General features: G+C 39.5%; 8 protein-coding genes and 1 pseudogene. 4 read left to right on the top strand and 5 right to left on the bottom strand.

The window, feature by feature from the left end:
- Positions 1-76: 76 nt before the first annotated feature.
- The 3 genes from BTR_RS01895 to BTR_RS01885 all read right to left on the bottom strand — a co-directional run bounded on the left by BTR_RS01895 (position 77) and on the right by BTR_RS01885 (position 10,127).
- The gene (locus BTR_RS01895) at positions 77-667 is read right to left on the bottom strand and encodes an SMI1/KNR4 family protein (protein WP_012230902.1); all 591 of its coding nucleotides are present in this window, start codon (positions 665-667) and stop codon (positions 77-79) included.
- Positions 668-731: 64 nt separating this feature from the next.
- Positions 732-8,273: a two-partner secretion domain-containing protein gene (locus BTR_RS01890; RefSeq protein ID WP_012230900.1), complete on the bottom strand. Its 7,542-nt coding sequence runs from the start codon at positions 8,271-8,273 to the stop codon at positions 732-734.
- Between the two features lie 90 nt (positions 8,274-8,363).
- Positions 8,364-10,127 carry a ShlB/FhaC/HecB family hemolysin secretion/activation protein gene (locus BTR_RS01885; RefSeq protein WP_012230898.1) on the bottom strand — a complete coding sequence of 588 codons (1,764 nt, stop codon included), beginning with the start codon at positions 10,125-10,127 and terminating at the stop codon, positions 8,364-8,366.
- A gap of 449 nt (positions 10,128-10,576) precedes the next feature.
- On the opposite strand from BTR_RS01885, the pseudogene BTR_RS01875 reads away from it, so the two are divergent.
- The 4 genes and pseudogenes from BTR_RS01875 to BTR_RS13755 all read left to right on the top strand — a co-directional run.
- Positions 10,577-11,187 (top strand): annotated as a pseudogene (locus BTR_RS01875) (type ISP restriction/modification enzyme); the annotation flags it as partial.
- A 287-nt stretch (positions 11,188-11,474) separates the two neighbouring features.
- Positions 11,475-11,732, top strand: a complete 258-nt coding sequence (locus BTR_RS01870; protein ID WP_012230893.1) for a type II toxin-antitoxin system RelB/DinJ family antitoxin — start codon at positions 11,475-11,477, stop codon at positions 11,730-11,732.
- 1 nt (position 11,733) lies between these two features.
- Positions 11,734-12,006, top strand: a complete 273-nt coding sequence (locus tag BTR_RS01865) for a type II toxin-antitoxin system YafQ family toxin (protein ID WP_038473264.1) — start codon at positions 11,734-11,736, stop codon at positions 12,004-12,006.
- A gap of 1,959 nt (positions 12,007-13,965) precedes the next feature.
- Entirely contained in the window at positions 13,966-14,124 is a 159-nt protein-coding gene (locus BTR_RS13755; protein WP_012230891.1) for a hypothetical protein, read from the top strand.
- 765 nt (positions 14,125-14,889) lie between these two features.
- On the opposite strand, the gene BTR_RS01860 is transcribed toward BTR_RS13755, so the two are convergent.
- The gene (locus BTR_RS01860) at positions 14,890-15,198 is read right to left on the bottom strand and encodes a hypothetical protein (protein ID WP_038473261.1); all 309 of its coding nucleotides are present in this window, start codon (positions 15,196-15,198) and stop codon (positions 14,890-14,892) included.
- 421 nt (positions 15,199-15,619) lie between these two features.
- The gene (locus BTR_RS01855) at positions 15,620-16,174 is read right to left on the bottom strand and encodes a biotin transporter BioY (RefSeq protein WP_012230889.1); all 555 of its coding nucleotides are present in this window, start codon (positions 16,172-16,174) and stop codon (positions 15,620-15,622) included.
- Between the last annotated feature and the right edge of the window lie 174 nt (positions 16,175-16,348).

The raw sequence follows: 16,348 nt of genomic DNA, 5'->3' as shown, positions 1-16,348 counted from the left end.
TTAATTCTTTTACATAAAAATTACTTGCGTAACACTGATGCTCTCCAAAAAAACTAGAATTTCCACACCTCCAATGTCATCTTCTCCATAGTTTTTTCCAAAAACTCTTGTAAAAAGGGAGAGGTTGTGGACTGGGAGTGTTCTCAATCTTTTCAATCGGTTGATCACCATCAGGTATCTCAGCTCCCACGCTTTCTTTAATTCTTTTGCAAAGGAATTCATAAAAATTACTAGCGTAATATTCGCAATCTTCAGATGGAAGCATGACATAGAGTGGACACTCGCCATCCTGAAACTGCGTATAATCAAAGTAAAAGGTTTCACCAAAATCTGTTCTGCTAACAACAAGCTGTTCTGGTGTCGCAAATCCATCTTTTCTATCGAGTAAGTTTCGGTAAACAATATCACCAGCAGGAATACCTTCCCCATAATCTCCATAAATGCTAAAGACTTCATCACCACCAATTTCCCCTCCTCCATATTTCTTTAAAAAAACTTTGTAAGAGGATGTGAATTGTAAGCCGAGAGTTTTCTCGGCCTTTTCAATCTGTAGATCATCCGTTTCGTTCTCTTCATCATCTTCACTACCAAAAGTGATAATATCATCATCATATTTATTCACTTTATCAATTAATACTGCAACATCATCTAAGGTATAAATTTTCATCAATTCTTCTCCATAAATTATTCTGTCAGTTTCTTTTTTCTCTTTTCAATTAACCGTAGAGCATTTACTGTCGATGCTCCTGGCCCCATCTATCAAAATCTATACCTATGATACCCCATCTCATATCAATTATTCCTCCTAAATTACTGTTTTTTTGTTCTCTATACCCTTTAGCGCGTTCCTTCCAATATTCCTCTCTCTGCTTCTCAAACTTTTTTCTCTCTATAAGCGATTGATGTTTTTGAGGATTATTATGAATCACAGAAGTATATTTTTTATGAAATTCATAGCTCATTTCTGCTATGGGCCCTTCAGGCGTTTGCGATAGATGATGTAATTCAACAGGCCTACCATCAAATCCTATAGGTGCTCTTCTTGCTCTCATTCTTTCAACATTGGTACCCCACACGTCTTTTTTGTTTACTCTCCATTTAACCATTTTGTCAGGATCAAACAAATCGTCTCTCTGATAGACTTTGTTTGTCTGACCAAATTTACTATCGGTAAATTTAATGGGTTTCTTTTTTAACCAATTCTTTTTTTCTTTAGCAGCGAGTTTGGTCAGTTCTTTCCTCGCAGCAAGTTTGGCAGAATCTCCTTGAGCTGCAAGCTCTGCAAGATTTTTCTTGGAAGCGAATTGGGCAAAATCTTTCCTAGCAATGAACTTGATCACAGCCTTTTCGGTAAGCTTTATACCACTCTTGGCTGCTCCAGCAACTCCCGTTATTAGGGATGCTATATCCGTCAATAATTTTCCAAGTTCAACACCCGCTTTAAAGGATCCACCGGCACCGGCTCGCTCATATTCCTCCTCCATTTTATTAATACGGTCTACATAGGATTGCCCCAAGGTTTTCCCAATCGTCGACAAAATCTCACCACTGGTGACAAAATCTTTGAGCGCTTTTAAAGTCTCGTCGGGATGTTTGGCTATTTGCAAAAAACCATCAACCGTATCGTATATTTCAGCCGGTACACCAGCAACCATACCAGCCGTAAAACTTACACCTTGTCCTGCACTAATCGCATTCCACTTCGCAGACACTTTTGCTTCACATAAAATGTCTGGACACTCCTTTAATTCTTTTTCCATCTGAGCATGTTGTGCACTGCTGAGGTAGTTATTTTCTGCGGCATTGCCTGCAGCATCAGCGCCGGCATCAACATTGCCACCAGCAAGGGCAGCGGCAAAGCCGCCGGCAGCACGCGCTACATCAATGGTGTGGTTTCTAAAGTCAGCAAACTGCGCATCAATCTTTGCAGTGATGCGGGCTTGCTCTTCTGCGGTTGGGGTGCGACCATTAAGATCCCCCATTTCCTCTTTCACAATGCTTTGCATCCACAGTTTAAACTGGAGCATAGCGGTGGCTTCACCTACAGCACCGCCAATCGCCCCAGCAGAGCAAGCACCGCTTGCAACAGCGCCTTTTAAACAGCCAAGACCGGCGTGAGCAACGATCTGTGTGACCGTGTCTATTTTGCCCTCTGCCTTAGCTGTGCCGATTTCTTCCGCTAACGATTTGCCAACCGTATCAGACAAGGCGATGCGCAGATTGTTAAAAAAGTTCTTGTCAAGAGAGCCACCCTCAAGAGCCGTTTGTACACCCGTGCCAATGGCTGCTTTGATCAAGTTCTTTTCCGCCTCACGGGTGATGCGATCAACCAAAGGTGCCGTTTTGGGTAAAGATTGTCCAACACCAGCCATCTCAGTTATTTGGCTGGTTAAGCCTGCTGTTAACATCGCAGAGACAATACCCAGAATATTCTTCGATGAGCCAAGCTCATGGAGTGCACCGGCAATGTTGCCGCGATTATTCGCAAGAGCCACAGCACTTTTGTTAATCAATGCTTGGACACCTGCCTGTATTGCTGCATTCATGGCCGTGCTAGAGCCAAGCCCCAAAGCACCAGTAATAGCACTCGCCGCTGTGGACGCTGCCCCACCCGTAACCGCCGTGACAGCCAATGCAACCAAAGCAGCACCAGCTTCTGTCAGACCTTGGGCTTTATAATCCCAGTCTTTAAATTCAGCTTTAACAGCCTGCCAATCAACTTGCTTAGCTAATTCTGGATCATCACGCAATTGCTTGATCCATGAAAGTCCTGGAGAGCGTGCCAATTGCTCAAGGGATTTGTCAAAATCACCGGTTGCCTGATACTCAACAACAAAGCCATCACCCGCATCAAGCTTTATGCCCCCACCAGCTTCGATGGTCACATGCTCGATAGTCTCATTCAGATAGCCTTTATCCCTCTCACTCCACCACACAAGGTTTTCATTCCGCTGATACGTGTCCTTAAAATCTTGATCCTTGTTGGTCAGAAACTTGATCTTCCCCTTATCTGCCGCTAGATGCGTCTTACCAACACTTTTCAAGCCTGCGGCATTAAATGTGAGATCCCCTTCTTTCGCATGCACAGAGAGGTTGCCCTCTGTTTCTATCGTGGTTTTGTTTGTGATAACTTCCGTTGATTGTTGACGAAACTTATTCTTTTGCTTGGATTTGTCGCCTTCTTTGCCCCTCAGATCCAAATCAAAACTGCTAAAATTTTGCTCTGAAACCACGTTGAGAGCCCCACCACTGGTGAAATTTCCATTGCCCTTGGCTTTAAATTTTCCCCCCAGGTTAAGATCACCCCCTGTAACAATGGTCAGATCTTCATCACTGTTGACTTCTGCTAAATGATGAAGACTACTTTGAGCGTCATAATGTCCTTTTTCCAATGTCTGCTTATTGTCACTCTCTAGCACCAATGAGCTAAATGTAGCAGAACCATCAACAATGACCGTCATCGGTCCACCACTGCTCCATTGCCCACCACTCATGCTTAAATCGCCAAGAGAATGAATATTCAAATCCTCTATAGAAATAATTTGAGCCTGCTGTGCGATCCGATCAACAAAACCATATTCATTCGTGTCACGAATTTTTGCAGTCCCATCAATGATGGTCTTCGCATTGAGGGTGATGATATTCCCCAAGATAACCCCTGACGAATTGGCTAAAAGATCACCACTGTTGAGATCGACAGAACCGCCGCCAAGCAAAAAACCACCATCATTAAACAAAGTTTGCCTAGTCAAAACATGCAATGCATTCTCACTTAAGATGGTACCGCTATTGCTAAAACGATCCGCATCTAAAGTCACGCCATTGCCTTTTAAGTGTGCACTGGCGAGACTTGCTTGCTGCGTTTTTGCCCCATAAATATCTTGCGTAAATGAAGTGTTTGGCGCCAAATAAACGTGAGGTACCAAGACCTCTTGCCCGTTTACAACATGCTTCTCAAGCCAGATCATATCCTTTTTGATCCCGGCAATTTGCTTTTGTGTTAATGGTCTTCCTAGCTCTAACCCTAAGGGATCTTGCTGTGCGAGTGCATTGTCATAAAGCTTTTGCATTTGAGCATTGGGATCATCCACATCTATGAGGCTACGATCCCCTGTGAGTTCAAAAATTTGCTCACCCACCAAACGATATTCATAATAGGCATCACCCAACCTTTTAAACGGATGCTCAGGCTTATAATTGCCAACCCTTTTGAGGAAATAGTCAGAGCCCAAAAATTTGCTGGGGTTGATAAAATCTGGACGTGTTTCAACTAAAAATGGTACATCTGGTGTTTGGGTGCCAGCCAACTCTGTTTGGACGTTGCCAAGCCCATCTTGCTTTGGCACTTGTATGGATTCTGGTGCCTCTGTTTGAGACTGAGATGTAAAAAGCGCTTTGTGCCCCGCCAACCCATTGATAATCCCGTCTAATCGATCATCACTGATTAGTGGTTTAGAACCATCAAAATCGGTGTTTTTAACACCAGCCAAGCCTTTATCACCAGAGCTTAAGCCAACTTGCTCAACCCCCTCACGCACCGCATGATTGTCAATAGTGCCTGTTATCTTGGCATCAAGCGTACCACCCGCTTCAATCGTGCCATAAACCGCATCATAGGTGCGCGTGGTTGTTTTGCGATCAGTCTTGCTCCCATAATACGTTATGCCTCCCCAAGAACAGCCTCCATTCGCAATAGTACAATGTTTCTTCCTGCGATGTGTTTCAATTACAATCTTGGTTGTTTCGATTAAATCACGCCCTTCATTGAGCAGTGTATCGCCTCGCATCTCAATGTTGCCATTGGCAGAAATCAAGCTATAGCTATTGCGGATATCACCAGCATGAACCGTGAGATGACGCCCTGCTAAAATCTGTGCAGCACTATTGGTAAAATGTGCCTGCTGATGGATGATCGTTGTGTCAACATCTTCCTTTATCTGTTGGTGTTTAACATTGGTGCCTTTCCATTGTCCCGCAACGAACCTGTGAGAGATCACTTTATCGGTCACCTCCACCCCACCTTCACGCATGTTGGTGAGAGCTGAAACATCGAAGGTCATATCGCCTGAGACAGCTTCTAAAAGACCTGAGCTATTGATCACATGACCAGCCCGCTCTCCATTTAAACCACGGATGATGAGATTGTCTTCGGCAATGACATCGCCAAACTTATTGACGAAATTTCCATCCAAGGAGAGCGTTGCGGATTTCTTGGCATAAATCAGCCCGCTATTGCTCAGATCTCCGCTCACATTGAGGGCAACCGCATCACCACTGGAACCAAGGCTGCCGGCATTGTTCAACGCATCTGTCGTCAAAACAAAAGCGCCACCACTTTTGAGAACCCCGCCTTCAGCATTTAAAACAAGAGCAGCTTGCCCCAGAGATGAATCATGGTTTTCTGCGACAACCCTCAAAGCTCCATTGGCTAAAAGTTTTCCGAAATTTGTTAAAGAACCAAGCTTGGCATCAACAATACCCCCCACCATGGTACCGAAATTGCTTAAAAGACCATAGCTGTTGAGACGAAGCTCCCCACCTTGTGCTTCCACACGTCCCGCATTCGTAAGGGTGCCTGCATTCAACAGCACATCATAGGCCCCCACTTCACTTGTCTCGCCCATTGTTAATGTTCCATCGCAGGAAAGCTCTATCCGCTTTTTGGAAACAATGCGCCCTGTTTGCTGGAGATCTTTTTGCGCATGCAAAGCTATTTTGCCATTGCTTGCTATCGTACCGCTATTGCTTAAATCACCGTGGCTCGTTAGTTGAAGATCACCACGCTCAACTTCCATGCGTCCTGCTTGGATCACACTGTCTGCAACAACACGAACAGCTCCTTGTGTAGAAATGAGACCATCAATATTCTCAAAACTGCCCACATCAATGTGCAAACCATCCCGTGCCAAAACATGTGCACCCTCATCATGTGTAGCGTTTTGTTGGTCTGAATTGGTCGTTTCAGCGCCTTTATTGACAAAAGATGTCGCTATAAGCTTCATCTCACCGGCAAAAGCACTGAGAAGACCTGCCTCATTGTTGACATGACCAGCACGTGCTTCCTTCAGCCCCCCAATACTGAGAGCCTCTTCAGCAATAATTCTGCCCTGTGTGTTGGTTAAATTACCATCACTGGATACGTCCATCGATTTTTTGGCGTAAATCAGCCCACGATTGCTCAGATCTCCTACCACATTGAGGACAACCGCATCACCACTAGAGCCAAGCGCTCCAACATTGTGCACTTGCCCTGCGGACAAAACAAAACTACCCCCACTTTGAATGACCGCACCAGATACATTTTCAAGAAAGGCTTGTTGGCTATCCGCGCCCCCTTGTGGGCTGATCACCAAGTGTAAATCATTGCTGGCAATCAACATCCCTTGATTTTTCAAAGCACCAGCACGGGCATCGACACTCTCACCGCGCATTGTGCCAAGATTGATGACCCCATCACGCACCTGAAAGGTGAGCGCACCACCTTGCGCTTCCACAGTTCCCGCCTGCGTTAAAGCTGTCGTGCTCAAATCTACGTCATGACCCAAAAGCGTACTGTTCGTGCTGGTTGTGAGCATGCCCCCAGCTGTCAAAGCAACCTTCTGCACACTGACAATATCACCCTTGTGAGTGAGGGCTCCAAGAGCATCCAGCGTTATCTCCCCATTGGACAACACAGTGCCTTCTTGGACCAAATCACCGCCTTGTGCAGAAAGATCAACTTTTTGCTCTGCCACTAAGCGCGCACGTGATGTAAGATCTGCCGCTTCCACCAAAAGAGAGCCGCCTGCACTATAATGACCAGCCCCTATGGTGAGCGCATCATCGGCTTTTAAAACAACATTCCCCTTGGCTCCAATATGATTGTTTAAAGCGCTCACTTGATTGGTTTTAATGGTCAAATCGCCAAGAGAAGACACCCCTGTCTGATTGTTGTCTTGCAAGCGATCCAGATCAATGGTCGTGGCATTGATCTGTAAAAGCGCTCCAGCCGCAATTCGCCCACTCCCGGCCTCAATTTTTGTTGCTTGTAAGTGCAAAGAACCCGTCGCTGACTGTTGGCCATCATTGCCAATGCCATTCGCCAACAGAGCATCAGATCCAAGCTTGATCACATCGGCGCGCACATCAACAGCACCACTCGCAGCAACCCGTGTACGTTCTGCTAATTCAACATGCTTCAAAGCCTTAAGCCCAACAGCCTCTTCTGAAAAAAGCAGATCTTTCACATGCACACTGTCGTGATGAGAGTGAGCTTTCACTGCACCTTTAGCACGGGCTTTGGTGATCACCAGCTTGCCATCACTGGTTAGTCTCATGGCGCTTGCATTGGCAACCATGTCTCCCCGCATTTTAACGCCAGCACCTTTATCGTTGGCAAGCACGCGGATCTGACCCGCATACATGCCACCAAACTCACTGGAATCAATAGCCAATTCCGGCTCTTTGCCATCTGAACCAAGAGACGTTGCTTCGCGTTTGTCATAATCAAAATGATTGCGCCCCGCGATAACAGCTAAATCCCCTTTGACCTGGATGGGACCTGCAACGCTAATCTTGCGCGAAACCAGATCAAAAATATCCAATGTGCGCCCATCAGCGCCTTTGGCGCCAATGGTGATATCTCCACCCTCAACACGCAAACCGCTTAAAGCCCCATTAGCGCCAATGATCGGCTGCCCCGTCGACAAAGTCACCCGTGGCGTATTGATAAAGCCACAACCGTTACAGGTAATTCCATTAGGATTGGCGATAATAACATCTGCCGCATGCCCGTGAACTTCGCTCATACCCTCAAGGCGTGAACGATTGGCACTGATCACTTCATTGAGAATAACCTTTGCGGCACCGGTACCCCGTAAATTTCCATTGCCAAGCACCAATCCCCCAAGCTGTGAGCGCGAAACCTCCTCAGTTGAATTGTTTAAAATCACGCCATGAGCATCAACATTAAAACTGTCATATTTATTATGAGAAAGACCCTGCCCATTGGGGCGCGCTATATCAACAAGCGGTACGCCATTGCTGGCTTCACTCACCGTGGGGCGGAAAAGTGAGCCAACCCCATCGGCCGCTTTAATCCCTTGAGCTTCTTGAACGGGTGATCTTTGTGCACCAATTGCTTGTGCTTGCACGAACAAAGGCTGAAAAGCTAAACTAAAACTTAAAACGAGAGAAAGCCCCTTGTGAGCCCCTCGCTGCAAAACGCCAAGAATATGCTGCCCTAGCGCACGTCCATATCCCAATTTATGCTTTTGATTTCTCAATCCCCGCATCTTAATCTCCTCAAAAACCCTCTATATCTTTGTAAAAAACACCCCAATGGGTATAAAGCGCTAGACGATATTTTTAACCGCCCCTTTGCTCTAAAATCTCAATAATGTCCGTACTTGAAATAACCCTGTCGCATTCCCCTGCTCTCTCGGTGTCGATTGGGTTAAAATATTTGAATAAGACAGATCCATATCCAAGATCTCTCCGCTTGCATGGAACCCCAGAGTTGCCCCAACGAGGCTCCCGCCAAAACTGTTTCTAAGGGAGGCATTGGCGATCATCCCTAAATCAAGAGCCATATACGGTGCAAATTGGCTCATAAATCTCCGCCCCATTTTCGAAGAAAAACCTGGCAACAATAACGACAATTCATTGCGCCAGAACACCCCATTATTGCCGTAATAAACCGCCTCACGCACCCCACGCACAGATGAACTCCCGCCAAGGGACAGTTGTTCTGAACTAAACAACGCATCAGGTGACAATTGCCCTGAAAGCAACGTGTTATAACGAAAATTATACTGTTTGAGCGAAAAAGGACGCACATACCCTAAAGAAAAAGACAATTTTGAAAATTGCCCTTTGGGAGCATTTTTTGTCGAAGTTTCTTGCTCTTTATCATCATAAGCGCCCAAAATCGCCAACCCCTTATGAAACCCTATATGAGCGCTTAGCTCTCCTCCCATCCATTTGCGCGAATGATCAAGCTCTAAGGTTGCAATAGCCAATTTACGGCTGGAAACATCAACTCGGCTCCCCATAATAAAATTATCGGAATATTTCCATGTCAACCGCCCTGTAATCCATGTCTTTCCCTCTTGATCACGGTCAATAACCCGTGAAAGCCATGGCGTCAGCGATAAAGACTTACCCGAAGTCATAATATCGGAAAATATTCCTTTAATACTCGAATGATATTGGCTCCAACTGCCATCAAAACCTACCGTCCAGTAGCCATAGGGAATGGAAAATGAACCTGTTATCGTATCACTATTGGGACGCTTGCCGGAAAAATGATACGGTCCACCATTCATGGAACGCTGATAACTAAACGACCATTGATCGTTGATCCCTAACAAGTCATCAAAAGAAAAGCTCACGCGCGTTTGGTAAAGCCCTGTTGCTTTAGCTCCAAGATTATCACTGGAAAGTGTAAACAACCACGGCTTCTGCTTATCAATATGAATATCAAGAATAGAATCACCTGGAGCATCTCCAGCACCAAGGTTGATGGTTGCATGACGAGAGAAAAGCCGATTGATTTGATCAAGTCCTTGTTCTATAGGGCGCAGGTTAGCAGGTTGACCCACTAAATTTGGAAAAGCTGTAATGATTTCCCCTTGATATTGCCTTTCAACTTTATGACCCTCCAAGGTGATATCTTCTACTTGTCCTTCAACAACAACAATTTTAAGACGCCCACCCCTTAAATCCTGTTCAGGTAAATAAGCCCGTACCGCAATATAGCCGCGCTTCATATAAAGCTTGGTTACCGCTTTAAGCACTTCGTTGATCTCAGCAATACCAAGACACCGTCCCTCCCAAAAGGAAATGGTGTTATGAAGGTCGGTGCGAGAAATCAACTGAGCATCAACAAACTCAATACTTTTGATCAGCAAACAGTTTTTTTGGGTTGAATCGCTTTGAAATACCGTAGATTCATTATCATCCTTTAATAAAATCTCATGCGTTGCGTTTCTACGATGCAATCGTTGAAAACGCTGTTCTTGCGTTTGTTGACGTTGAATCCTCTCGGATTGATCAATCGCTTGATCACGAAGGCTTTCTGCAAAACTCGCTAATGAAAAAAAGCACAAAAATACCGCAAAAATAAAAGTGAAAAAAAACTTACCCATTCATTGTGCCCTCAAAGTGAGCAACAAAATGAACCACATCATCAGCGTCACAGAAAAAATCGCCAACCGCGTAACAATTTTTTAATTTTTTGATGAGAATAATACTTATAAAATCTGAGAGAAAAGCGTAGACCGCATTGTATACACCCGCTTTATTGGTCGCACAAACCATATCACCCCCCCACTTTTGAAGATTTTACAATGACACTATAAAATAACAATCACACACACTATACACTTCTTAATTTTAAGGTGCTGGATATGATATCATTTCGAGAATAAAGTAAAGCCTCTTAATTCATAGAATATATCTGATTTATTGGAACTGTTACATATTAGAGACAACAAGAGACACTCCATTGATTATCGCCTGATAAGAAGCCAAAAAAAACAGATAAGAGTATAAAACTAGGTTTAAGAAGCACCTTTCGACATATCTTACTAAAATTATAATAAAAAACGATATCTTCTATTACGTTTACGGTCTACTTCATTCAGAAGATTATCGTGATCGTTATGCTGATAATTTATGCAAAGAATTGCCTCGTATACCTTGCGTAAAAACTGCTGATGATTTTTGGAAGTTTGTAACAACAGGACATGAACTGGGTCATTTGCACGTGAATTACGAAAGCATAGAACCTTATCCAGTGACCTTTAAAAAGGGTAATCCAAAACAGACTGAGATCTCTAATCCCGAAAAATTCTATTATGTGACCGAAATGAAATTCGCAAAAGCAGGTAAAGAGAAAGGCAAAGCCGAAAAGGATAAATCAACTGTTATCTACAATAGCAATATTACCATAACAGATATCCCTCTTGAAGCTTATAAGTATATCGTCAATGGCAAACCCGCTCTTGAATGGGTTATGGGGCGTCAATGCGTTAAGACTGATAAAAAGAGCGGCATTGTTAATGATGCTAATCGCTATGCTGTTGAGAAACCATTGGCAATCCTGCCTACCCTCTAGAGTTGTTTCAAAGGGTGATTACCGTAAGTTTAGAAACAATGAAAATCGTTAAGAACTTACCAAATTTGGTATTAAGAGAAACTGAATAACTTATAAAGCATGCTCACATAATGGGTATGTTAATCTCACAAGGGGTATAGAGCTTATAACCATAATCTGTTGCTTACATAAAATCTTCTTTACTATGACGGATAACAAAATAAAGTTAAGAGAATAGGATTTAGCAACATTCCTCTTAATTATTGCAAATCAAGGATTCTTTTCGTGGAGTTTTTTTCCCATACCTGCTGTCCAAAGGGTTTTGAATTCTAAAAAGTTGATTTGAGGCTACAATATAGCTACATTATAATAAAGGTTATAAATGGAGGTACCAATCATGAAAACCGATTCTGTTGTTCGCGCTCGCATTCCTGCTGAAATGAAAAAACAAGCGATGATTACTTTAGAACGTATGGGATTAAGTGCATCAGACCTTATCCGCATAACATTTTTGCGTGTCGCTGAAGAAGGTTGTTTGCCTTTTGATCTTAAAGTACCTAATAGTGTCACACGTAAAGCTATAAAGGAATTAGATGAAGGTAAAGGTAAGACATTTAAAAACGCTGATGCCCTTTTTAAGGATTTAGGCATTTAATATGCTGATACCCGTCCGCTCAAGACAATTTAAACGTGACGTGCGCAAAGCGGAAAAACGCGGTAAAAATATGAATAAGCTGCGTACACTATTGAGTCTTCTAATTGAAGAAAAGCCATTACCAAGACATTACTGTGATCATCCACTAAAAGGCGATTGGGTAGGATATCATGATATTCATATCGAACCAGATTGGCTGCTTATTTATAGAATAGAAGGAGGTAAATTACATCTTATTCGTACAGGAACCCACTCTGATCTTTTCAAAGAATAATTATATGAAAAGTTAAAAATACTCTAACTTTTCTCTACATAATTAGATTTTTTTACATTGCCTTTAAAAGATTATATCGTAATCTAAAATGATAGCTTTGTTTAAAGAGAGTTATATATATTCATTTTCTTATATTACTTATAGGTTTTGAAGGTTTCTCAAACCCTCAAAATACCTTCAAAACCCCTTTTTATATATATTACAGATTGTATTTACGTGTTGTGTGTAATATGGGTTGTTTATTTAAAACATTAACATATTGAAATATAATAACTTTTATTTTTTGATTGAAAAAAATATATAAAGTGGCGTAAAAGGAACCCTCAAAAACCTCAAAACTCATAACCACAATAGTCTTGATAACATTTCTTATGATTATAATCCCTTTCTTTTGAAAGGCTTTAAAGGATCATATGCTTTTTATAAAGCACGTTTTAATCATTCTCTAAATCATAAGTTTATCTATTCAAATGAACTGATAAAATTCATACAAGGGATTTTAATAACGTAATCAGTTTTTACTTTCATACGCTTTTCATAAGACACGTTTTAATGACTCACTAAAATGATCACTTTTGTCAGTTCAATTTACTGACACATAACTGACAAGTTTTAATCAATTCACATCATTGGTTATCTTTAAAGATTGTACTCTTGATATGAATTATGTCTTAAAAACATTAACCCATTGAAATATAATGTTTTAGTTTTTTATCATTTAAAAAAATAATATAAGCTTTAAAAAGAACTGACAACACTGACACGGTCTATTAAAAGGGATTTTTCTAATCTCTATAATTATCAATCTCTTTTTAGATATTTTTATAAGTGTTTTCATAACAGTCTCTAAATTTCAATCCTATTTATCGTTTCTCTTATGAAAATGATGCCATGACTATAGCATATAACAGCTATAGAAAATGCGTAAAAACTGTAGCTTTGTTTGAATAAAGCAAAAATGCAAATGAATGCATTGGTTATAAGAGCGCGGTGCCTATTAAGACAGTTTAAATGATAAATGCGTTATAAACAAAATTCACAAAAAATTTTAAATTCATTTAGTAAAAAATTGATAGGTTATAAAGATAAAAAAACGCATTATGAGAGCGTTTCTAAATATTATAAATGTATAGATTCAAAACATAACGCAATCGTTTAAGAACGCCAATAATATAGCTTTAAAGGCATATAAATATAAAAGAAGCAATTCATAAGAACATAATAAAATTAATACATAATGCAATTAAAAAAATACAAAAAAATATCAAAAAAGATAAAATATTAATTGACAATAAATACGTATTTTGTTATATAAATAATCAAGTGATTAAGAAACACTAAACAGATAGCGAATGGGTTACGATAAACCTAATCCTATTATAAAAACTGACTATCTTTTATGCTTGTGTTAGCACATATGATGATTTTGTCGGGTGTAGCTATGCTATACAATACCCTTCCGCGAGGGAAAAGCATAGCAACGGACTTGTAGCCGTGTTTTGAGCGCCCGACACCCTATAAGGGTGTCAATTGAAAACAATATTAACATCAAGGTTTTAAATATGACAAATATATCAAACACCCCCCCCTTATATCTTTAAATGCAAATGAAACCGCATCTGTTAATAAACAAGAGCCTGCAAAAAAGTACGAATTTACTAATGAAAACCTCTCTTTTGATGGGATCACTTTACACCGTATACGTGCTCTAAGAGATTTTGATGATATTAAGTTGCGGGATTTAGGGGGAGCTTTATAGAAAATAAAAGCAACTTATCTCATGATGGCAATTTCTGGGTATATGATAATGCCGCGGTTCTTTTGAATGCAACGGTTTATGAAAATGCTAATATTTCTAATGATGCCCAGGTTTACGATAATGCTCATGTCTTTTGTAATGCCTAGATTAAAGATTGTGCAAATATCTATGCTAATGCCAAGGCTTCTGGCTCGGCTCGTGTGGGCCACCTCGCACAAATTTGTGATAATGCTAGGATCTATGGTAAATCCAATATTGATCATCAGGTAAAAATTTATGACAATGCTGTGGTTAACAGCCATTCAAAAATTTGTAATTATATCTATGATGATGATCAGTCTATAAAAGATTCTGCGTAAATAACGGCGCAGGCGGTGCGGGGGCGCCTGCTTTCCAAGAAAATTTTCCATTCCAAATTTTCTCAAACGTTTATCACATTAGATTGTGAGGGTATCCCTATGTGCAAAAAATATGAATTAACCAGTAAAATCAAACATGCTCTAAGAGGTGCTTTTTTAAAACAAACTCGTAAATTGATCAAAACAAGTATATCGCATTTGAGCTGTTCTTTTTGTAAATAAGGGACATCACCCTCTTAAAAAATTTGAAATAAAAAGCATAAAGCAATGCGTAATTTCCATTATTAAAAAGATATCGATGTGGGCGTTTCTGAAAAGTCGGAAAGGCAAATTAAAAGGCAATGATCAAGCGATTGATTGCTTCGCACCTACCCCACACCATTTTATTTAAAAAATTTATGAAATTGATACTCATCCATCTTAAAAAAATAAAAGACTTACAAACCTTTTTTCAAAATAAAACTTACACTCCTCTTTCAACGAGGTAAAAATTTAAAACTCAATTGACATAAAGTTCGAAAATAATTATTGCAAATAAACTAATCACCCTCATCGTTTGATAAAAAATTAGTATTTTTTAAAGCTCATTATAAAAACTTATTAAGTACGTCCTTGACGGACTACATACTATAACATATTTCTACAATATATAAAATTATTCTAATGTTAAATACATAATTTGTTTATTATGTATAGGTATTCATATAAATTTATATTAACTATATTGATAATAAAATTATTACCTCATCCCAAAAAATAAATAATCTACCATTTAAATATGGAAAATATTGAAGAATATAAATACATTCCTAAATTAGTATATACACGTTTTGCTGTTTGAAAAATAAATATCATATTTTCCCAAAATAAATTATGATTACCAGGATGAGCTGGTAAAATAATTTTATTTAATAAAAAATCGCTCTGTTTACTAATAAATAAATCTGATGAAGAAATAGTATTATTAATAGTAACAGATGCTTCTCCTTGAAAAAATATACGTTCGGATGCTTTTACTGTAGATAAAAAAATTAATAATAGAGCACATATAGCAAATAAATATTTTATAGTCATTTTTATAAATTACCTCCATTAATAAAACATTCATAATGGAATTAACATAAATATATTTTTGTGTCTATATTATATTTAAAATATATGTAATGAATTTAAATATAGAATAAGAAAAATAAATATTATTTATTATATGAAAAATTTTTTAATATTGTTATTATTAATAAAATTTCATATTAAATTATTATCTTTATATAAATTTAAAGAATGAATTTTATAATTTGTGAATAAGAACTTTAAATATGCGTATATTATTTATCAAGATATCTTTCATAAGCTAAAATTAAAATTTATAATAAATTTCTCTTTTTTAGATATTTCATTAAAATACAAACAGTAAGGTAAAAACATTTTATCTTGGTACTATTCGTGCTCTAGATTTCTCACGTACTGTCATACAAAACTTCATTCAGAAACAGAATTACCCTTTCTCGAAATGAATGAGAGGAACAGTTTTTTTAATAGTAAGCGCTACAAAGGATGCAATCAGCACTTTCAAAAAACCACCAATTAAAAAACCTAATGAACTTATTAAAACTGTTAATAAAGGCACTTGTGTCATATACGCTGTCCATGGAATACCAAAAGCATAAACAACGCCTATACCACCCACAGTATTTATCAAAAATAAGAGTATAAAATTTAAGCGCTGCCAAAACAATTCTACCAATAAACCAATAAAAAATGCAGCAAATGGAAAACTGATGAGATAACCACTTGCAATCCCTGAAAAGACACTGATCCCGCCACGACCACCAGGCAACAGAGGTAATCCAATCGCAACAAGAACAAGGAAAAGAAATGATGCGAGAGCTCCCCTTTTAGCCCCAAGTATAGACCCTGCTAGCATTGGAGCCATCGACTGAGCTGTAATGGGTACCCCTAGAAGAAAAGGAAGATAAACAGGAGGAAAAAGACTTAAAGCAGCATAAATAGCGGCAAATAAAGCTATATAAACTAAATCTTTTGTATTCACTGGACTATTCTTTCATTATGAAAATCTTTTGTTATTGTTGTATACTTAAGCAAAAATATCAGCTTTATAAAAGCACACTTCCATTATTTTAGATATAAAAAATATTATAATAATTTATTTTAATAATATTACTCATATGAATCATATTAGATTCTGCAATGTTCGATTATTTCA

It is taken from the genome of Bartonella tribocorum CIP 105476, assembly GCF_000196435.1.
GTDB lineage: Bacteria > Pseudomonadota > Alphaproteobacteria > Rhizobiales > Rhizobiaceae > Bartonella > Bartonella tribocorum.
The sequence above is the reverse complement of the archived record's forward strand: the minus strand, read 5'-3'. Positions and strand labels throughout refer to the sequence as shown.